This is a genomic window from Bradyrhizobium sp. LHD-71 (assembly GCF_031157255.1).
Lineage (GTDB): Bacteria > Pseudomonadota > Alphaproteobacteria > Rhizobiales > Xanthobacteraceae > P52-10.
In genome coordinates this window covers 18193-38141 of the sequence record NZ_JAVIFX010000018.1, presented here as the reverse complement: position 1 = coordinate 38141, position 19949 = coordinate 18193, and the positions used below count along the sequence as shown (strand labels likewise).

The window sequence follows — 19949 nt, the reverse complement described above, 5'->3', positions numbered from 1 at the left end:
ATGCGCGCTGTGATCGGCCGCCGGTTCGGCGGCGTCGACGACCTCGTCTGCGAAGAGACGGACGCGCCCACTCTCGCGCCCGGCACGATCCGGATCGCCGTTCGCGCAGCCGGTGTCAGCTTCGCCAACCTGCTGTTCATCGCCGGCAAGCACCAGAACCGGCCGACCATCCCATTCGTGCCGGGCACGGAGATCGCCGGTATCGTCCGTGAGATCGCTCCCGATGTGCGAACCACGCTCAGGGTCGGGGACCGCGCGTGCGCGGGCCTGCCGTCCGGCGGATTCGCGCAGGAAGCGATCGTCGATGCCGCCAACGTCTTCCAGATTCCTAAGTCCTTGAGCTTCGAGGGCGCAACGCTGTTTCCGACGATCTACGCAACGGCCTATGCCGGCCTGACGTGGCGCGCCAATTTGCAGCCCGGCGAAACGCTCCTGATCCATGGCGCCGCCGGCGCAAGCGGATTGGCGGCGGTGGAGATCGGCCGCGCGCTGGGCGCGACCGTCATTGCGACGGCCGGTGGCGACCGCAAGGTTGCCGCCGTCAACGACTATGGCGCCGACCACACCATCGACTACAAGAGAGGCGGCTTTCGCGAACGCGTGCTGGAGCTCACGGGAGGTCGCGGCGCGGATGTCGTCTTCGATCCCGTCGGCGGCGATGTCTTCGACGAGTCCTTGCGGTGCATCGCGCCGCTCGGCCGGATCTTGCCGATCGGCTTCGCTTCGGGCCGCATTCCCGAGATCCCGGCAAACATCCTGCTGGTCAAGAACCTGACCGTGATCGGTCTTTACTGGGGGTTCTACATGGCATGGGGAAAGAGCAAGGCTGACGCGCCGCTGCGGGAGCGGGTGGGCGTCCTGTTCGGCGAGTTGTTCGACCTCTATGAAGCAGGCAAGCTGCGCGCACCGGTGGACCGGTCACTGCCTCTTGCGAAGTTCGCGGAAGCGCTGCGCAGCGTCGAGGCGCGCACCGTCATCGGAAAGATCGTCCTGCTACCGGAACAATGAACATGACCGAACATCTTCAGCCGAGCCATGAAGCACCCTTCCGCGGACTGCGCGTGCTCGATTTCGGTCAGGGCGTCGCCTCCCCCTACACGGGTTATCTTCTCGCCGCCAACGGCGCCGACGTCATCAAGATCGAGCCGCCAGAAGGCGACTGGTCGCGCAAGCTTGGCACGACCTACGGCAGCCAATCCTCATTGTCGGCCGTCTACAATCGTGGCAAGCGCAGTCTTGCGCTGGATCTCAAGCAGCCCGAGGCGATCGAGACCGCGCGCAAGCTGGCGCTGGCTGCCGACGTCGTCATCGAAGGTTTCCGTCCCGGCGTCATGGACCGGCTCGGCCTGGGATACGGCGCCTTGAGCCGTGACAATCCACGGCTGATCTATCTGTCGATCAGCGGGTTCGGACAGCAAGGCCCGTACGCGCAGCGGCCATGCTCCGACTCCGTCGCCCAGGCATTCTCCGGCCTTGTTTCGGTGAACGTCGGTGCGGACGGGATCCCGCACCGGGTCGGCGCGATCCTCTCCGACGTCTCGACCGGCTTGTACGGATTTCAGGCGATTTCGACGGCCCTGTTCGCCCGCGCCACTGTCGGCAAGGGTCGACACATCGACGTCAGTCTTTCGCAATCGACCGCGGCGCTGCTGGGCCACAAGTTCGCCGAGCACGCGCTCGAGGGCGGAACGCCGCGTCTGCTCAACGTTCCAGCCGGAAGCTACAGGACGCGCGACGGCTGGCTGATGGTGACGCTGGTGACGGAGGCTCAGTACGGCCGGCTTTGTTCGGTGCTGGGCCGCGAGGACCTCGGGAACGAGCCGAGGTACGCCAGCTTCGCGCTCCGCGCCGATCGCGCCGAAGAACTCGCCGCCGAATTGCGCAGAGTCTTTGCGACCGACACCACCGACTCCTGGCTATCGCGCCTGCACGCGGCGGACCTTATCGCCGACCGCATCCAGAATCCGTCCGAGTGGCTGGCCAACGAACACGTGCGGGAAACGCGCGGCGCGCTGCAGACCGAAACGCCCGGCATGGGCGCGGTGATCGCCGCGCGGACGCCGGGCATGATTGGCGATGTGGAAGCGTCCTTGCGCCCTGCTCCGGATGTCGGACAGGATTCGGCGTCGCTCCTTGCGGGCATCTGGCGCTAAAGGGGCACTGGAGTCTGTTGGATGCACACGAGGTTGGGGTCCAGGCTCCCGACCGACGACCTACGCATCGCGGATGTAGTTTCCCGCTTCGAACTCGATCGGCTGGGCCGCCTGATCGAAGGAGACGCCAACCGGATCGCGACCAACAGCGAGCGCGTCCAACTGATCCTTGAGCATGCGCCGGAGCATGACGATGCCGCGGTCGGTTTGCCCAAAATGCTCCTCCGAATGGATCGTAACCGGCCCTTGGCCGACCTGCGCCTCGTAGTCTCCCGGAAGCCGCTGATGCTCCTGCTCCGTCATCTCGCTCCAGAATTTCCCCTCGAACTTCGAACGCATGCGGCCGATATCGCCTGCGTTCTTGACCCGGCCGGCGACATAGATGCGGAACGATGTGTCATCCATCGGCAAGACCCAGCCGATTGATTCCACACGCGCGAATTCTGCCACACGCGGATTTGGGACCACACGCAACGTTGGAAGCACAGCTTCCGTGATCCGGTAGAAGATCTTGCCGTTCTCCTGCTTGCGGATCGAACGGACGGTGACGCCACATGATGACTTCTCGAATCTGACCTCTGGCAAGGCGGCCATCATGTTGGTGAATTGTGGACCGCTGAAGGACCCGTGCAATACGGGAACGTGGTACGGATCGACGACGTTCTCGAAATGCTGCAACCAGTTGCAGGGAATGATGGCGGGTCCGCCGCCTCCGACCGACGTGTCATCGGCCTCGACGAACTCGCCCGGCTCCATGCGTTCCAGGCACGCGTAACGCGGCAGCACCGGTCTTTTGTCGGCCGGCCCCATGTAAGCGAAGATCAGCCCGTAGCGCTCCTGCACAGGATACCAAGGTTGCCGTACCTTGTCCTTGAATGAACCGCCTTCGGGTTCGCAAGGCTGCTCCAGACAGCGGCCTTCGGTATCGAATTTCCAACCGTGATAACAGCAGCGGAGCCCATCTTCCTCGACCTTGCCGTAGTAGAGCGTCGTGCCACGATGGCAGCACCGGGCGTGCAACAGGCCAATCCGGCCCTGCTTGTCGCGGAAAAGAATCAGGTCCTCGCCCAGAGCACGCACTTTGTTCGGAACATCGGTGGCATCAGTCGAAACACCCACCGGGTGCCAATACCGCCGCAGCAGTTCGCCCATCGGAGTGCCGCGCCCCACCGAGGTGAGTTCGGTGCGCGTTGCCGCCGGTCGCATCTGGTAGGCCGTTCCAAGTCCACTTTCCGTCTGGGTGGTGTTCATGGGGCGGCTCCCGTTTCCACGATCTTCTGGCTGACTGGATTGGCGATGTTCTGCAGCAGGCGCGGTGCGCCCCGCTGTCCCCTTCCCGCCGCGCCGGTCTCGTGCGTGCCGAAGCGGCTCAATTTGAAGCGCTCACAAGCTGGCGACTCACACTTGAATTTGTCAAGTGTCTTATTTGAGAATCTCAAGTATGATGATCCGATGCGGAGGCGCGCGAGGAGTTTGATGGGAAAGCCGAAACGACACCTGCAGCTCCGGCCTGCTGCCCGAGAACAGCCGACATTTGTCCTCTCGCGCAAGATCATGATCCTTGCCAACTTGCTGAAACGCGCAGCCGGAATTCGTTACCGACGGCTGTTGGGTCTGCCGCAAGGGGAATGGGGCGTGATTGCCCAACTCGGCGAACGAGCACCGCGCACGCTGGGCGATCTCGCAGCTGGAATGGGCCTCGATATCACCCAGATCAGCCGGTCGGTGTCGAATCTGGTCGAACGCGGGCTTGTGACCCGGTCTCCCAATCCATTCAACAATCGGGAGGTTCTGATTGCGTTGACGCGCAGAGGCGAGGCCGCCAACGCGACTATTGTCGCGGCCGGGTCACAAGTGAACGAAGTTCTGCTCGAGGCAATGCCGGCGAGTGAGCGGGCGGAGCTCGCGGAATTGCTGCTCCGCTTCACGGAACGTGCGGAGCGCCTGCTTGCTTCGGACCAGGCGATGGACGCGTCGGACACCGGTGACTGAGTGTCGGTCTGGCTCCGCACACACGAACGACGCCGAGCCTGCGGACGTCACGTGTACGTCACCTGCACCGTCCCGAAAGGTCCGAAATCAGCGGCATAGGTTTCGCCGGACTTCGGGCGCAGCATTCCTGTCAGCGTGCCGGTGCTGATGAACTGGCCTGCCTTCAGTCCGATCCTGGTGCGGGAGAGCTCGTTCGCGAGCCAGGTCAGCGGCACAAGCGGATGGTCGAGCGCTGCCGAAGCGCTGCCTTTGCGACGCACCGTGCCGTTGCAGCGAAGTGTGACCTCTTGTCCCGCGATGTCACGGCTTCGCCAGTTCTCGATCGCAGGCCCGTAAGCGATTCCGCCACTCCCTGCCCCGTCCGCAAGGATCGCCGGCAGTGGCGGAAACGCGGCGTCATGAACAAAGCGACACTCGGCAAGTTCGATACCAGTGTGGAGCGAAGTCACGGCGTCGGCGACCTCTTCCACAACGTAAGGCCGGTCGCGTGGCGGCAGGTCGGCGCCGAGACGCGCCTGGTACTCGACCTCAGGGATGGGGCTGCACTGGCTTGCAAGCTCGACCGTCACGGGCGCGGGCCGGATGCCGGATGCATAGACACGGCCGTAGATCGGCGAATCCGTGCGGAGCTCACGCTGCAGCTCCGCCTTCATGGCGGCAATCTTCCAGCCGCCAACCTCCCAGCCCAGCTCTTCCTCGACCAGGCGCGCCACGCGATAGGCCGCCTCCTTGTCCGTCGGTACGAGGCGCGGGTCGAGTCCGCTCTGCTGGCGTCCCTCGCGGCGAAGGGTCGCGAGACATTGCGCCAGCTCGCGTTCTGCAGGATTGCTCATCACCTCACCCTTGAAGAACTGCGGCAGCCCGGTCGAGCGGCACGGGCGCATCACCAAGCAGAAGGTCGATGGCTTCGTCCTCCCAGCGCTGCTTTTCGAGGCTGAGCGCCGCCTGTTCCTGCAGACGATGCTCGAGCACAAAGCGGGCGAGCAACAGCCGCCGTGCATCCCCGCCCTCGCCGCCCTGGCGCGCACCTTCAGATGCCATCAAGGCAGCGGTCGTCGCATGATAGAGCTTGCCGGCCGCGATGCGCGAGAAGCGCTCGTAGTCCGGATGGCGCGCGACCTCCTCCACAAAAGCAAGCGCCGCATTGATGGCGCCTTCGACTCGCGTGCGGAATTGACCCGGAACGCCGGCGGACGCCTGCAGGCGCTCCATCATGTCGTCGCGCCAGGCAAGGTGCGCGCGCGCCTTGCCGACTGCGCGTTGCACCGCATCGAGCGCGTTGATGTTGCTGGTGCCCTCCCAGAGCAGCCCGAGATGCGCATCCCGCACCAGGCGCGCATTGGGCCAGTCCTCGATGTAACCATTGCCGCCGCGCGCCTCCATCGCGCCGGTGGCGACCGTGACGTTATCACGGCAGGCACGATACTTGGCGATGGGCGTGAGAAGCCGCAGGACGGCTTCCGGCGCAACCGCCGCATGCAGAAGTGCGGACAGCGCCTGCTCGGTCGGCACCATCAACTTGACGAGCTGCCGGCGCATCAGCGGGTGGTCGATCACGGCACGTCCGAAAGCGTTGCGATGCCGCGCGGCCTGCAGCGCCTCGTTGAGGCAGCGTCGCATCATTCCGGCAGCACGCGCCAGATGCGACACACGGCTGGAATTGACCATCACGAGCATCTGCTTCAGGCCCTGGTCGAGCTCGCCGAGCTGATACGCAACGGCGCCCTCGAACACGATCTCGCCGCTCGCCATGGTGCGGCTGCCGAGCTTGTCCTTGAGGCGCACGATCCGGTACGCATTGCGGCTGCCATCCGGCAGCGTCTTGGGCATGAGGAACAGGCCCAGCCCGCGGCCACCGGCGGCTGCCCCCTCGGGCCGCGCCAGCAGCACGGCGACTTCGGCATCGACGTTCGAGCAGAACCATTTTTCTCCGAACAGCAGCCAGTGCTCGCCGCTGCGGACAGCGGTCAAATCTCCAGCGCCAACGTCGGAGCCTCCCGCCTTCTCGGTCATGAATTGCGCACAGCGGTTCAGCTGCGAAACGTCCTGGGACCACATGGCAGGAAGATACCGCGCCTTTAGTTCCTCACTGCCGAACCGGCGCACGAGCTCCGACGAGCTGTCGGTGAGATTGACCGGGCACAGCAAGCCGAATTCGGCCTGCGCAAACACGTAATGGAAAACGTACTTTGCGATCGGCGCAAACGGCGCCGAGGAGCCGAGAACGCCGGCGCGATGCGTCATCGCGTGGATGCCATATTGGCCGAATGCGATGTTCTCCATCTCCCGATAGGCCGGGTGATACTCGATCCATTCCTCGTCGCGACCGAACGAATCTCTGGCATGCAGCACTGGCGGATGCCGCTCCGCGGCGTCCGACAGCTCCGAGAGCCGGCCGCCGGCGACTTCGCCCAGTGAAGCCAGATGCGGCGAGATATGAGCAAGCTGTGCCGGCTCCATGTAGATGGGCAGCAGGCTCTGCAAGCTCAGGTCGATGTCGTAGAAATTCAGGCCGCGGCACGTCGGCGCCAGCGCTCGGGACCTGCTCGCTGTTGCCTGACGGGTGGCGAGATTGACATGAGCGGTCATGAACTCCTCCTCGAGCTGAACGGATCCTGCGGGCGTTACGGCGTCTTTCGTGGTGCAAACGCCGGCAGGCTCTATTCATTGAACCAGCTTGGCGATATCGTCCAATATTGATTTCGGCGCGATTGATACAGATCTTGTATCAATTCTGAGGAGAGGTCCGAATGGACGCACGCAAGCTTCGCTACTTTGCAGTGCTGGCGGACGAGCGGCATTTCGGCCGCGCCGCACAGAAACTTTCGCTCTCGCAGCCCCCGCTGAGCTATGCGATCCGGCAGCTCGAGACAGAGCTCGGCGTGAAACTCTTTGTCCGCAACAGCCGAAACGTACGGCTGACGCCTGCCGGTGTTGTGCTTCAGCGCGAGGCGCAGGCGTTGCTGCGGCGGATGGACGAGACCGAGCAACTGGTCAAGGCGGTCGCGGACGGCCGCGACGGCCAGATACGGCTGGGCTTTGGCGGCTCCATGCTCTACCGCGGGCTGCCGGCCATCGTCGACGAATTCCGCGCACAGCTGCCTGCCGTCGATCTCAGCCTGCGTGAGATGGGTTCGACTGATCAGATCGAGGCGCTCCATCGCGATGAAATCGATCTGGGCTTCGTTCACGTGCGCACGACGCCGACCGGCCTCGACGGATTTCGCTACCATGCGGAGCCTTTTGTCGCGTGCCTTCCGGCGACACACCGGCATGCAAAGGCAAGACGGATCAGCCTTTCACAACTTCATCGCGATGACTTCGTGCTGTTCTCGCGCAAGAGGTCGCCCGACTACTACGAGTCCATCATCGGCAGCTGCCTGTCGGCTGGCTTCGTGCCGAACGTGCGACACGAGCTTGCGCACTGGCTCAGCGTCGTCTCCTGCGTGGCAAACGGCCTGGGCGTGGCGCTGGTCCCGCGCACGCTCGCCAGCTCCCGGTTGGCGGGCGCCGTGTTTTGCACTATCGCTGAAGAGACTATCAAGTCTGAAACCTGGTGTGTCTGGAAGCCGAAAAGCCTCTCCAACGCGGCCGTTGCGAAATCACTCGCGCTCATCAAGGCCTGCGCGCCGGTGCAGCGACCCGCGCGGCAGCGTCGGGCTAGAATGACGCGCGGCGTTAGGAGTCCCCGCGACAGAGCTCTTCGACGAACCAGCTAATCCGATGAGAAGCTCTGTTGCCAGACGCTGACAGCGTCATAGAGATGCTTACCGAGTTACAAAAGATGCCTAGGGCTTTCGACTCGGCGCGACGAAGGGATTGGTCTCTGGCCCTTCACGCACATTCCTTTCGAAACAGGCCTCAAGCCGCTCAAGCGCCAGTGCACTCTTATCCAACGGCACGCGGAGTGTCGCGCCCTCACCTTGGACCACCAATGCATTTGCAATTTTCAGCTTCGCATTCAGCGGCCTGTCGGCCAGAGTGATCGTGACGTTCTTTGTTTCGGCCAGTGCCTTGGCTTCCACGGACTGACCGCCAGCGGTGAGCCGAACGGTGTATGCCTTGGCTCGTTCTAGTTTCCACTTGGGTGAATCGAGAAGCAGCAGCAGCCCATCTGCAGTCCGCACGAAACTGATTCCAAGATCGTCCGCTGTCCGGCTCATCGCACAGCTATCGAACTTGCCACCCTTCGAGTTTGTCGCGATGTCCCACGGTCCTATCGCAATGGCCTGGTTGGCGATGACCTGATCTTTCTGCTGAGCGAATGCGGCAGACGTCAGTAAAAGAAAGGAACCCAGGACTGCATAAGTCTTCATGTTTCGCTCCATAGGCCGTTATTTGTTATTTGCTCCGACCGAAGGCCCCCGCGAAGAGCGGGGGCTTCAGCTCCGTCGATGCGGCGCTTGGCGACGTCGTCCATCCAGACAGCCTCGCCCGTCTCACCCACGAGAACGATCCCGCCCCACAACCCCGCAACGACACGTTGATGCGCGCGTCTTCTTCACGCGCGTCAGCGCTCATCACATGGTCCACGACTGTCCCTGTGCTGGTTGATGTGGCTAGATTGAGTGGGCTGCTCTGATAACGCAGCCGCGCGAACCTGGTTCCTTCCATCCATGCGACTAGTATAATGGGCAATACTGTGAGCGCTTTTTTTTGACTCTCGACGCTCGTCACCGGGAGCCACCCGACGAAAGCCGGCAAAGCACTTTTTTTGACAGACACCAGCCCCCAAGCTCGCTCCCAATGTGGAGGATGCTCGCACCTTGCGGTTTTCGAGGCCGCGGTTATCTATCGTTCAAGCTTCCACAGATCGCGGCACGATCCATCACCGTCGTCCGAGTTTGGTCCGCAAGCCCACTTCATAACCAAGCCGTCATTCATCGCGCATTAAGACGCCGTGCGGCAAACAACGCGCGGGGCTGACTTGAAGGAAACAATCAATGAAGAAGACGACAGTTGGACTCGCGGCCGCAACGCTGCTGGGCCTGGCATCATTCGCATCACCTGCATCGGCATTCCAGGCACCCTTGCCTGGCGCGTCTGCATTGGCGTCGGAAGCCGTTACCCATGTCCAGTTTCGCCGCCGCCCCATTTGCAAGATTCGTACGGTGGTCACGCGCCACCACGGCCACAGGGTCGTGAAGAAGGTTCGAACCTGCCGCTAAGCGTAGTCGAACGCGGATTTTCATAATCAACCTATATTTCAATGCGAGGCGGTCGAGACCAATCTCGGCCGCCTCTTTCCATTTTTTTGCGAATTGTCGTTGCTCGCCGATGCACGACGCAAAGCGGAACCGGGCTTCGGCGGCAATGTTAATCTGTCAAAGGTCGTCGCGCTTCCACCGGGAGATATGACTTCGAAGCCGCCGCCATAAAGACTGCAGTCGGAAGGAGTCTGAAATGACACATTTGCCGAAGATCGTCGGAAGCCTTCTAATGTTTTTGATTGCGGCGTTGATCAGCGTCGCGATGGCCGTGCCTGAAAACATTCCAAAGCAGCTCTTCGTGGCGCTCGTCTGGTATCTGGCCGGCGCGATGACCGTGTTCCTGTTGACGCGTCCATCGCAAGTGGACAGTCAGACGAAATTCAGCCGAACTGATTGATACCGAAGTGACCGCCCTGCCCCAGTGCCGGCGGTTCGAGCAATTGTCCCTCGCCAACATCCTATTTGTCATCCTAAGGTCACCGACGTGCGGTTTGACGGCGCCGTGAACCGCGCTCGCCCTACCCAAGGATGATCTCATGGCACATGGTGAAACGTCGACCGCCGACCGGGTGGTGGTGGCAGTGTTCGACGGGCTTCGGCCCGACATGGTGACCGCGGAATTGACGCCGAACATCCTGAGGCTGGCGGCCCGGGGCACGTGGTTTCGCGAGGCGCGAAGCGTCTTCCCGTCGTTAACGCGCGTCGCGACGACCTCGATAGCCACCGGCGCGCCCCCGACCTTTCACGGAATTGTCGGCAACGCCTTCCTCCACGCCGCCGCCATTCCCGAATGCATCTTCGATACCAGCCGTGCCGAGCTGATCTACCGCGCCGAGGCTCATCACAACGGGCGCCTCGTCGGCGTCGACACTTTCGGCGACATGCTCGCCCGGGTTGGGCGGCGGCTCGCCGTGGTCCATACCGGCTCGGCGGGTTCGGCGCATTTCATCAACCCGCGCGCCCGCGACAACGGACACTGGACCTTCTCGATGCATGGCGCGAACAGCACGCAGACGCCCCATGCCTTTGCCGAGGCGCTGGAGCGGATTGGTCCGTTGCCGGAGCGCGAGATGCCGCGTCTTGGCGAGCTGCGTTATGCGGCGCGGCTCATGACCGAGCACGTGCTGCCTGTGCTCGCGCCGGACGTGGCGCTGGTCTGGTTCAACGAGCCCGACACGACCTTCCACTACAAGGGCATCGGCTCGCCCGCGGCGGCCGCCGGCCTGCAGGAGGCCGACAAGGCGTTCGGCGCGATTCTGGACTGGGTCGAGGCCCAGCCGGACGCGGAGCGCATCGCGGTCATCGCCGCTTCCGATCATGGGCAGATCTCGACGGGCGCGCTCCACCCGCTCTTCGACGAAGCCAGACAGGCGGGCTTCGGCATCGCCTCGTCCAGCGACTTCGCCGATGCCGCCTTCATCGCGACCGGCGGCATCAGCGGCGAGATCCGCCTGCGCAACGGCGATCGTAAGGCGCTCAGCCGCCTCGCGGCATGGCTGATGGAGCAGCCTCATGTCGGACATGTCTTCACTCCCGCCCGCAACGAGGTCGAGGGCCAGGTCGACGGCACGCTGTCGCTCGGCTTGATCGGCAACGGGCACGAGCGGCAACCCGAGCTGATGTTCATCCTGCGATCGGACCTGACCGCGGACCCCTTCGGCCTTCCCGGCCTTGGCGGCATGACACCGGGGGACGTGCCGCTCGGTGGCGGCATGCATGGCGGTATCAATCCACACGAGTTGAACACCGTGCTGATCCTCTCAGCCGCCACAGCAGAGCCGCAGCGCGGCCTGTCATCGGCGCCGGCCGGCATCATCGACATTGCCCCGACCGTCCTCGGCCTGCTGGGTTTGCCGCCCGCGCCGAGCATGCAGGGCCGCAACCTCGCTCAACCGCCTCGTAACGAGCCGCAACGAAGCCGCCACTCCGCCGGCAACGGCGCCTTCACGCAGCACGTCGACCTCGTCGAACAGGACGGGCGGCGCTTCATTCTTGGAGGCGGGCACTAGCGAGAGCGGGCTTCCAGCCGGCGCGAAACGCGAACGCGCCGCCGCTCGGCGCGCCGGCGAAACAATCCTCTGACAATCAATCGATATCGAACAGCGGTCTCACGCCGGCTTCACCAAGAAATGCCGATCCTGTGGCGCCGTTCGCGCTTCCATCTATCGTTGCAGGCCATAGCCCTTTCGATGGAGGACGCGATGAGCAAGGCAACAACTTTTCGATGGGACCCGACCGCGGATCAAACCTATCAAGGCGACGGCGACACCTTGAAGGGACAGGCAAGCAGCTTCAGCAAGGCCTCCGGAAAGTCATTCACAATGGATGCCGCTGGGTCGACGCTCGTCTTGCAGGTCACGCCTCCCGGTGACATCACGACATGGGGAGATGGCGCGGGGACCGCGCCGACCGCTATCAACTTCAAGCGCGGTACGTTCACGTATGACGCCAGCAGCGCGATAACCGAATTGTGGTTCGGATCGCTTGGCACTCCCGAAACGAATTTGACGATTCAGAACGATGCCCGGTTTATCGTCGCAGAACCCGGTCCTGCAGGAACCCTGCTCGTTGGTTCGATCGGGATCTTGAACGTCAATATTCAAGACGAGGGGGTGGCTGACATCGGCTGCATGTTCTTCGCTCTCCCTCGTGACGAAACTTCGTTCGTCAATATGACCCTGTCGGGTATGGCACAGATGGCGGTCGCCACGTCGCAGACCTTCCAGATAAGCTCCGCCACAATAAATGTCGCTTCGGCACCCGCCTCCGGATATTCGTTGGCATGGACCACGTCGGGCACTGATGCCGACGTGGCGATGACACTCGATGGGACCGAGGCGAACTTCACCGGGGAAGCCAGCGGCCTCCTGAAGGCACCCACGCTGACGCTGAGCGACACCCGCGTGAAAACGGCTGACTCCGCAAACATCGATCTGCAGTCCGACTCCATCAGGGTCCGGAGCGGTTCGCAGTTCATTCTCGGACCCGGCACGGCAAAAATGCAGTTCGAGAGTTATTCACCAAAGGGGCAACCCTTTGATTTTCTCAACAGCCCCACGGGCACTTATCCGGAGGGGATGTTCGAGATCAGCTCAAACGGCGTCATCAATGGCGGCGAATTTCTGATCGGCAACGGCAATGCATTTGCAGCAGCCAGGATTCTGAAAGACAAGCTCATTGCGATTGACGGCGTACCGCAAGAGCGTGCCGGCCGTGTCTCATGTCAGCTTGAAAATGATCACTATATCCGCATCCGTCAGATCAAGCCGTGAGGTTGTTTTCGCTGGCTCGCGACAACGCCTGAGGTGGGCACGCCAGGCAGCATAACCGCTCCTGCCCCGCCATCGCCACCACGGTCAAGGCAGTCGGGCGTCACACGAGACGCAAGCAATGCGAACTCCCAGCCTATCCGATGGCGCCCAGAGCAAACAGCAGGCCTCCCGCAGCTGAGCAGGCCGCAAGCGTGATCAACATCCCGAGCTTGAGCTTGAAGATGGCGACCGCCGCCGCAAGCGCCAGCATCAAGGCCAGCCCGTCAACGCTTGTCGGTACCGGTGCGTCGAACGAAAAGCCCCACCCGCGCACGGGAATGACGGATCGGAACAGGGTGTGGATGGCGAACCAGATCGCCAGATTGAGGATTACGCCGACCACAGCCGCGGTGATCGCCGATAGCGCGGCACTGAGGGCCCTGTTGCCGCGCAGCCGCTCGACGAAGGGAGCGCCCAGGAAGATCCAGAGAAAACATGGAGCGAAAGTCACCCATGTGGCGAGCAGTCCACCGAGCGCGCCGGCAAGCATCGGTGGCAGGCCGCCGGCATCGCGGAATGCGGCTATGAAGCCGACGAACTGCAGCACCATGATCAGAGGTCCCGGCGTCGTCTCCGCCATGCCGAGCCCGTCCAGCATCTCCGCTGCGCTGAGCCAGTGATAATGCTCCACCGCTTGCTGAGCGACGTAGACAAGCACGGCATAGGCGCCTCCGAACGTCACCATCGCCGTCTTGGAAAAGAAGACCGCGATCTGGCTGAACACATGGCTAGCCCCGAGCGACGCGAGCAAGACAAATACCGGGATAAGCCATAGTGCCAGCCACACGGCCGCGACCTTGAGCGCGCCCGCAAGGGATGGCCGCGCATGTGGCGGCACCTCCTCTCCGAGCAGGCTATCGACCACGGCTTGCGCGCCACTGCTTGAATGGCCGGCTCGGATCTCGAAGACCTGAAGCCTTAGCATCCCTCCCACGAAGCCGATGATGCCGGCACCAAGCACAATCAACGGGAACGGCACATCCATGAAGAAGATCAGGAAGAACGCAAGCGAGGCGAGTCCGACCATCACGCCGTTCTTGAGCGCGCGTTTGCCGACGCGGAATACCGCCTCGATCACAATTGCCAGCACCGCGGCCTTCAGCCCGAAAAAGAGTGCCGCCACTGCGCCGACCTTGCCGTAGGCCGAATAGATCACACTGAGCGCCATGATTGATACGGCACCCGGCAAGATGAAGAGGAGGCCCGCCATCAGACCGCCGCGGGTCTTGTGCATCAGCCAGCCGATGTAGGTCGCAAGTTGCTGTGCCTCGGGTCCCGGCAGCAGCATGCAGTAGTTCAGCGCGTGCAGGAAACGCGTGTCCGAGATCCAGCCCTTTTCCTCGACCAGGATGCGATGCATCACGGCGATCTGGCCCGCAGGTCCGCCGAACGAGAGGAGTGCCACGCGCAGCCACACGCGGAAGGCCTCCGCCAGGCTGACACCGTGGCGCGTGGCAGGATCGGACGGCACCGGTGCAGTGAGAGAGGTTTCGGACGTCGTCATTGCTGGCCTCACGCTGACTTGGCTGGCCAGTTATGCCGTTCCTCCGCCGCATGGCGCGCCCACGCCAAGAGTCCGTCGTATAAAACGAAGCCGCGTTGCAGGAGACCGTGGTCGTCGTCGCCTGCCAGCGCCGACAGGCCGAGCGAGATCGCATGAAGTCCGGCAGCTTCGGACGCAAGGTCATGCCGCGCCGTATCGGCGCCACGCACGATCAGCGCCAGACGATCGAGCGTCGGCTCTCCTTCGAGCCCGAATACTTTCAGCATGGTATCGAAGCTGCAGCGCGGTCCTTCGTGGGAAAGCTCCACGCCTTCCACATCGAACGGCACCGCGCCGATCTCGGCCGCAACGTGCGTCACCTCCGGCGGATCGACAAACAGGATGGTCGCGTTTGCATCTATGAAGCGCCGGATCAGCCAGGGGCACGCAATGCGGTCAATCTTGGGACGCCGGCGCGTCACCCACACACTCGGCGAGCGTGGCGCATGCTTCTCCAGCGCCGTACGCTCGACCAGGGGAAGACGAGCACCATTCCAGGCCTCGTAGCCCCCCTCGAGCACGCATGCATTGAAACCTCCTGCGCGCAGCAACGCCCCTGTCGACTGGCTGAGCTGATGTCCCGCCTTGCAGGCGACCACGACCGGTCGCGTACGATCGAGCGCATTCATCCAACCGTCACCGGCGGCAGGATCATGCCAGATTGAAGCAGGCAGCACGCCACGCATGCTGTCGTGAACGTCGCGGCGACACACATCGACGATTTGCGGCACCCGCTCAGTGCCGGTCAGGAACCACAGATCTTGCGGAGAAATAAAAAAGCCCGGAGCCATCATCGGTCTCCTCCACAACTGGAAGGAGACGGTGCTTGGGCCAACCGAGCCTTCGACGGGGCGACCGTCATAGGCCCCGTAGGCAATATTGGTCGCGCAACCGATACGGATTGTCAAGGATGACATGCCGAGGCGGCGCGAGCAGCACCATCACTTCAGTTTGCTCGCCGGTCATTGATAGGAATCTGGCCGTTCGGAGCGCCCGACTGCATACGCAGTGCATCCGCTGCCTGCCTGGATCCATCACCCGCAGGACGGCAGCCAAACGGAAGGCTACCCTCCGCTCATTCGTCGTCCGAGATTTCGCGAATAACACGGCACGGGTTACCGGCCGCAAACACACCTTCCGGGATGTCTCGGGTGACGACGCTACCGGCACCGATGACGGAGCGCGCGCCGATACGCACGCCGGGCAGAATAAGTGCCCCTGCCCCGATCCACACATCCGATCCGATATCGACCGGCTTGCCGTATTCCTCTTTCCGGCGTTCTGCCGCGTTGAACGGATGGACGGGTGTCAGAACTTGAGCGCCCGGCCCGAACAGCGTGAAGTCGCCGATGCGGACCTTGCAGACGTCCAGCACAATGCAGTTGAAGTTGAAGAAGACGCGCTCGCCCAGTTCGATGTTGGAGCCGTAGTCACAGAAGAACGGCGGCTGCATCCAGACTGTATCGCCACCCTTGCCAAAGATCTGCCTGCAAAGCTCTCGACGTAACAGTTCATCAGAATCCGGTGCTGCGTTGAGCTGCTGGCAAAGCTCTCTCGCCCTGGATCTTGCCGCAACCAGTTCAGGGTCGAGAGCATCGTAAGGTTGCCCGGATAACATCCTGTCGCGTGCAGTCGGCATGTTGCATCACTCGCGGTAGCATAATCTGTTAATGTTGAAGTCGCGGTGCTCCCGATAAGCTCGACGACCTGCCGGAAAGTAGCACCTTCCCGCCTTACAGCACGCGCGCAAGTTGCGGCATCGTCGAACTTCATGACGCGTTGCTCGATGGCGATCAGCGCGGAACTCAGGAATTTAACCATTCAGCAGGAAACGGCCCCGGTCGGCTCGCGGACATGTGGGTAAAGAGCGCAATCGATTGAACGTAATGCTACGTACGCCAGACGTATGTATATTAACGCTTAGTTAATGAGGCCGGTGAGGCCGGGGGGCGATCTTGAATTCAATCCTCGCAATTGACCAGCACGGCGTCTACCGCCAGGGACTTCGGCGGCTGATAGAGACTCATTTTCCACCGTCTCGCGTGATGGAGTCCGTCTCGCTGGAGGACGTCGCCGTTGTAGCGACACCTTTCGACCTGCTGCTCATCGACGTGGCGAGCCTCAGCGACAGCTCGCCCGGGATCTTGCAGAACGTCCGGGCGATCAACCCGCAAGCGCGCTTTGCGGTCATGTCGAACACCCGGGTAAGGGCTGACGTATTCAAGTTCTTGTCGGCGGGCTTCCACGGTTTTATTTGCAAACTTCAGCCGGACGCAGAATTGCTGATGGGTCTCGGCGACTTGCTGTCCGGTAAGATGTACGTGCCGCGCTGGCTGGTCGATGAAGCGCCCTCCGTGGAGCCGGAAGCCGACATGCATTCCGACCTTCCCAAGCTGACGCCGCGGCAGCGGGAGCTCCTGCCGTTATTGGCGGCGGGAATGTCGACGAAAGAAATCGCAAGGGAGATGGGAATTGCCGCCGGCACCGCCAAGATTCACACGACGGCGGTTCTGCGCGCTCTGAACGCTCGCAATCGTACCGAAGCCGCGTTTATCGCAGCAAAGCTGATGAAGCCTGGCTTCGGGTCACAACAGCGGGGCAGTTTTGCCGCAGGCTTTCTTGGGGATACGGCAGTGTCACTGCCAGGGTCGTATCTCGCGCGGTCTTAGCCTGAGACTTTTCGCATCGGAGCTGGACAGCTTCGAAACGATGATTTCGACGCGTATCTCGGGACCGTACTCCTGACGGATAATCGCCTCGGTCTCTTCTGGAGACGAGCAGCCGACGACATAGGCGGAAACGTCTTTGCTATCGTCCAAATCAATGGAAACGAGGGCGACGCAAGCCTCTTCGAGGTAATCGTCACTCATGGTCATCCATGATCGAATCACATTGACATTTCGCATTGCTGAGAAAGCACCAAGATGTGCGCAAACTTGGGCAATGCGCGCGCCTATCCGTTGTCTTCCTTCTCGCCGCCGGCAACGACCTTGAGTGAACCATCCGGCAGCGGCCTCTGCAACTTTAAGGCTTTATCCCAGGCAGCCGTCATCCAGAGATCGAATTGCTCGCTGGTCGTCAGGATCACCGGCATTGCCTGCCGATGAACTCTCGCAACCTCGGCATTGGGCGCAGAGGTGAGGAAGGCAAAGAGATCCGTCGTGACCTCGCCTTCTCTGGCTTTGCGAACAGACGTCCAGTTGGTCCAGATGCCGGCGAAGCACATCAAGGGCCTGCTTTCATCGGCTGCGAACCATACCGGTACCTTCCTGCCATCGATCGTGTCGTATTCGGCGAACGACGTGAACGGCACGAGGCAACGATTGGCGGGACTGAGCCAGCGCTTCCAATGCGCGCTCGACACGTTGCGAATGTTGGTGACGCCGCTGTCCGGCTCCCTGCGAAGCAGCTCTTTGTAATCGACCTTCTGGCCTTTCGCTTCGAGCTTGCGAATTCTCCTGTTGGTCGCATCCATCATCGCGCGCTGCGATGTCGGCATGCCCCAGCGCATCATCGTGATTTCGCGATCGCCCTTTGCGTTGCGCACCACCGGCGCCGGATAATCGGGGAAGATGCCCGGCAGACCGGGTACGTTGCCTGCATTGTTGCGGCCGCCGAACAGCTTCCGGATCGCATCGACGTTCTTCGTCATGCTGTAGAGATTGCACATCAGTGCCCGTCCAGCTCATCGGGCGCGTACCACGGCCCGCTCGTATCCGGTGCGCGGGAAAGCCTAATCATGTGCACCTCGGCTTTCCAGCGATGTCCGGCGCGACACCTCTCGCAGCTCAGCGATGCCTCCAGCCGCCAGATCTCCGTACTTTCGTGTCGGCGCAGACGTCGCAGGTCGACCGCCCCCTGATGGTTGCAGCGGCGGCACTTCACTTCCAGAAAAAAGAAGCCAGCGCCGACCGCCTGCGCGATCGTCGGAGACGGTTGCGCAGGGCCGCCATAGCCTTCCATTTGCGCGGACCAGACTTCGCACTCGGCCGCGACGATGTCGCTCTCAGCGTCGCGGGACTGCCTCCTGGCAGATTCCAGCCGGATTTTCGCTGCCCGCAGCTTGTCTCCGAAAATGCGGTCGCGTGACCTTGCGCTCATTTTGCCGATCTTGGCCCAGATCCATCTTGCGAATGTTCATGAAATGTTCTCATATGCCGGATGGGTTTCAAGACGATTTGTGGTTGCAGGCGCGGGGCAGAGCGGCCCGGCAAGGCTGCAGCAACGACAGCGTCTTCCCGGTTTTGTCCGCATCGGGAACAGGTGGATAAGACGGGCCGCAGCGCTTTCGAATCCCTGCCCTGTGATAGCAGCGCAACTGATCACGGACCTGATTCCCATATCGCGAACGGTCAAGCGGAGCGTTGCGATGCTGATGTTGAGAGAACGGCGGCCGGCCTATCGAACAATCAAAGGTTGGGCGATCGGCATTCCGCTCGAAGCCGGCGCGATCAAGGAGTGTCCCGAACACGGCTACTTGCAATGTCGGGGAGATCCCGACGCACGCCTGCAGGCCTATGAGACCGCTTGCGAGGCGCCCTTCCCTGGGGCCACTGCCAGAGAAGCCGTGGCGGCCTTGCATGATGTGCTGAGCTCCATTGGAGACACCTGCCCCGACTGCCGGTAACGCGATCACGCAAAGACGATTTCGGAACGACCAGGGCGCTCCCACATTGATTTGCGTAACCGCGTATCAGGAGTTCCGGCATGGCGCCGCGTGCAAACTGGAAGGGCTTTCTGCGGCTGTCACTCGTCACCTGCCCTATCGCGCTCTTCCCCGCGACATCGGAAGCCGAGAAGATCAGCTTTAATCAAATCAATCGAAAAACCGGCCATCGCATCAAATACCAGAAGGTGGATGCGGAGACCGGCGAAGACGTCGACGCCGAAGACATCGTCAAGGGCTACCAGGTCGATAAGGACGTCTACGTCACTTTCGACAAGGACGAGCTCGAAGGCATCGCACTCGAATCGACCAAGACAATCGATATCGACCGGTTCGTGCCGCGAACGGAGATCGACGAACTCTACATCTCGCGTCCCTACTTCCTCGTTCCGGATGGCAAGGTCGGCCACGACGCTTACGCAGTCATCCGTGAGACCATCAAGGCGACAAACAAGGTCGCGCTTGGACGGCTTGTGCTGACGAACCGCGAGCATGTCATCGCGCTCGAACCACGCGATCAGGGTCTCATGGGTCTGCTGCTCAGGTATCCGTACGAAATCCGCAACGCGTCCGAGTATTTCGATGGCATTCAGGACGTGAAGATCACGAAGGAGATGCTCGATCTGGCGAAGCATATCGTCGACCAGAAATCGGGCCACTTCGATCCGTCAAAATTCGAAGATCACCACGAAAGCGCGCTGACGGAGCTGATCAATCAGAAGCAGGCCGGCCGACCGATTACGAAGACCAAGCGTCCGCAAGCTGCGAACGTCGTCGACCTGATGGACGCTCTGCGTCAGAGCCTCAAGGGTGGCAAGACCGCGGCCGCCTCACCGAAGCCGGCGCGCGGCAAGAAAACGGTCAAGACTCGCAAGGCGTCCTGAATAGACCTCCGCAGCGTTTGCGAGGTCGAAAGACCTTCACGCTTGCGAAAGGAGCTGCTTGCGCCCGTCCCATGACGAGGCGCTGTCCGTCAGCTCTTCCCACCGCTCCAGCTTTCGCGCTGGGCAAGGACGCGGCTGACCTCGGCCATATTATCCGTTCCTCAGGCGCACAGCGGCGTCAACGCTTCGG

General features: G+C 62.1%; 20 protein-coding genes. 10 read left to right on the top strand and 10 right to left on the bottom strand.

Translation table 11 applies throughout. From position 1 onward, the window contains the following. A complete protein-coding gene (locus RCO31_RS20095) occupies positions 1-1008 on the top strand; it encodes an NADPH:quinone oxidoreductase family protein (protein WP_308970245.1) in 1008 nt (335 codons plus the stop codon). A 2-nt stretch (positions 1009-1010) separates the two neighbouring features. After that, on the top strand, positions 1011-2153 hold the full coding sequence (locus RCO31_RS20090) for a CoA transferase (protein WP_308970244.1): 1143 nt from the start codon (positions 1011-1013) through the stop codon (positions 2151-2153). Between the two features lie 60 nt (positions 2154-2213). Here the strand turns inward: RCO31_RS20090 and RCO31_RS20085 are convergent, their stop codons facing one another. Then, positions 2214-3404 (bottom strand): aromatic ring-hydroxylating dioxygenase subunit alpha, encoded by a 1191-nt coding sequence (locus RCO31_RS20085; RefSeq protein ID WP_308970243.1) that lies wholly within the window; start codon positions 3402-3404, stop codon positions 2214-2216. Between the two features lie 225 nt (positions 3405-3629). Here RCO31_RS20085 and RCO31_RS20080 point away from each other — a divergent pair, with 225 nt between their 5' ends. After that, entirely contained in the window at positions 3630-4145 is a 516-nt protein-coding gene (locus RCO31_RS20080) for a MarR family winged helix-turn-helix transcriptional regulator (protein ID WP_308970242.1), read from the top strand. Positions 4146-4192: 47 nt separating this feature from the next. Here RCO31_RS20080 and RCO31_RS20075 read toward each other — a convergent pair whose 3' ends face one another. Both RCO31_RS20075 and RCO31_RS20070 read right to left on the bottom strand, forming a co-directional pair. Next, entirely contained in the window at positions 4193-4978 is a 786-nt protein-coding gene (locus tag RCO31_RS20075) for a fumarylacetoacetate hydrolase family protein (protein ID WP_308970241.1), read from the bottom strand. A 4-nt stretch (positions 4979-4982) separates the two neighbouring features. Continuing rightward, positions 4983-6734, bottom strand: coding sequence for an acyl-CoA dehydrogenase family protein (locus tag RCO31_RS20070; RefSeq protein WP_308970240.1), 1752 nt, complete (start codon positions 6732-6734; stop codon positions 4983-4985). 161 nt (positions 6735-6895) lie between these two features. Here RCO31_RS20070 and RCO31_RS20065 point away from each other — a divergent pair, with 161 nt between their 5' ends. After that, positions 6896-7864, top strand: coding sequence for a LysR family transcriptional regulator (locus RCO31_RS20065; RefSeq protein ID WP_308970239.1), 969 nt, complete (start codon positions 6896-6898; stop codon positions 7862-7864). 69 nt (positions 7865-7933) lie between these two features. On the opposite strand, the gene RCO31_RS20060 is transcribed toward RCO31_RS20065, so the two are convergent. Then, positions 7934-8461 (bottom strand): hypothetical protein, encoded by a 528-nt coding sequence (locus tag RCO31_RS20060; protein ID WP_308970238.1) that lies wholly within the window; start codon positions 8459-8461, stop codon positions 7934-7936. Positions 8462-9557: 1096 nt separating this feature from the next. Here RCO31_RS20060 and RCO31_RS20055 point away from each other — a divergent pair. The 3 genes from RCO31_RS20055 to RCO31_RS20045 all read left to right on the top strand — a co-directional run bounded on the left by RCO31_RS20055 (position 9558) and on the right by RCO31_RS20045 (position 12627). After that, positions 9558-9752 (top strand): hypothetical protein, encoded by a 195-nt coding sequence (locus RCO31_RS20055; protein WP_308970237.1) that lies wholly within the window; start codon positions 9558-9560, stop codon positions 9750-9752. A 139-nt stretch (positions 9753-9891) separates the two neighbouring features. After that, complete coding sequence (locus tag RCO31_RS20050; RefSeq protein ID WP_308970236.1) at positions 9892-11364, top strand: alkaline phosphatase family protein; 1473 nt, start codon at positions 9892-9894, stop codon at positions 11362-11364. 192 nt (positions 11365-11556) lie between these two features. Next, positions 11557-12627, top strand: coding sequence for a hypothetical protein (locus RCO31_RS20045; RefSeq protein ID WP_308970235.1), 1071 nt, complete (start codon positions 11557-11559; stop codon positions 12625-12627). 133 nt (positions 12628-12760) lie between these two features. Here RCO31_RS20045 and chrA read toward each other — a convergent pair whose 3' ends face one another. The 3 genes from chrA to RCO31_RS20030 form a co-directional block, all read right to left on the bottom strand. Continuing rightward, a complete protein-coding gene (gene chrA / locus RCO31_RS20040; protein WP_308970234.1) occupies positions 12761-14170 on the bottom strand; it encodes a chromate efflux transporter in 1410 nt (469 codons plus the stop codon). A gap of 8 nt (positions 14171-14178) precedes the next feature. Beyond that, the gene (locus tag RCO31_RS20035; RefSeq protein ID WP_308970233.1) at positions 14179-15000 is read right to left on the bottom strand and encodes a chromate resistance protein ChrB domain-containing protein; all 822 of its coding nucleotides are present in this window, start codon (positions 14998-15000) and stop codon (positions 14179-14181) included. 284 nt (positions 15001-15284) lie between these two features. Beyond that, positions 15285-15848, bottom strand: coding sequence for a sugar O-acetyltransferase (locus RCO31_RS20030; RefSeq protein WP_308970232.1), 564 nt, complete (start codon positions 15846-15848; stop codon positions 15285-15287). A 316-nt stretch (positions 15849-16164) separates the two neighbouring features. On the opposite strand from RCO31_RS20030, the gene RCO31_RS20025 reads away from it, so the two are divergent. Next, complete coding sequence (locus tag RCO31_RS20025; protein ID WP_308970231.1) at positions 16165-16878, top strand: response regulator transcription factor; 714 nt, start codon at positions 16165-16167, stop codon at positions 16876-16878. Here RCO31_RS20025 and RCO31_RS20020 read toward each other — a convergent pair. The 3 genes from RCO31_RS20020 to RCO31_RS20010 form a co-directional block, all read right to left on the bottom strand. Next, positions 16846-17079, bottom strand: coding sequence for a hypothetical protein (locus tag RCO31_RS20020; RefSeq protein WP_308970230.1), 234 nt, complete (start codon positions 17077-17079; stop codon positions 16846-16848). The genes RCO31_RS20025 and RCO31_RS20020 overlap by 33 nt on opposite strands. 83 nt (positions 17080-17162) lie before the next feature. Next, positions 17163-17879 carry an SOS response-associated peptidase family protein gene (locus RCO31_RS20015; protein ID WP_308970229.1) on the bottom strand — a complete coding sequence of 239 codons (717 nt, stop codon included), beginning with the start codon at positions 17877-17879 and terminating at the stop codon, positions 17163-17165. Then, positions 17879-18310: a hypothetical protein gene (locus RCO31_RS20010; protein WP_308970228.1), complete on the bottom strand. Its 432-nt coding sequence runs from the start codon at positions 18308-18310 to the stop codon at positions 17879-17881. Before RCO31_RS20010 ends, RCO31_RS20015 begins: the two co-directional genes overlap by 1 nt. A 268-nt stretch (positions 18311-18578) precedes the next feature. Between RCO31_RS20010 and RCO31_RS20005 the strand changes: the two genes are divergently transcribed. After that, entirely contained in the window at positions 18579-18836 is a 258-nt protein-coding gene (locus tag RCO31_RS20005) for a hypothetical protein (RefSeq protein ID WP_308970227.1), read from the top strand. An 80-nt stretch (positions 18837-18916) separates the two neighbouring features. Continuing rightward, on the top strand, positions 18917-19759 hold the full coding sequence (locus tag RCO31_RS20000; protein ID WP_308970226.1) for a Ku protein: 843 nt from the start codon (positions 18917-18919) through the stop codon (positions 19757-19759). Positions 19760-19949 lie beyond the last annotated feature (190 nt).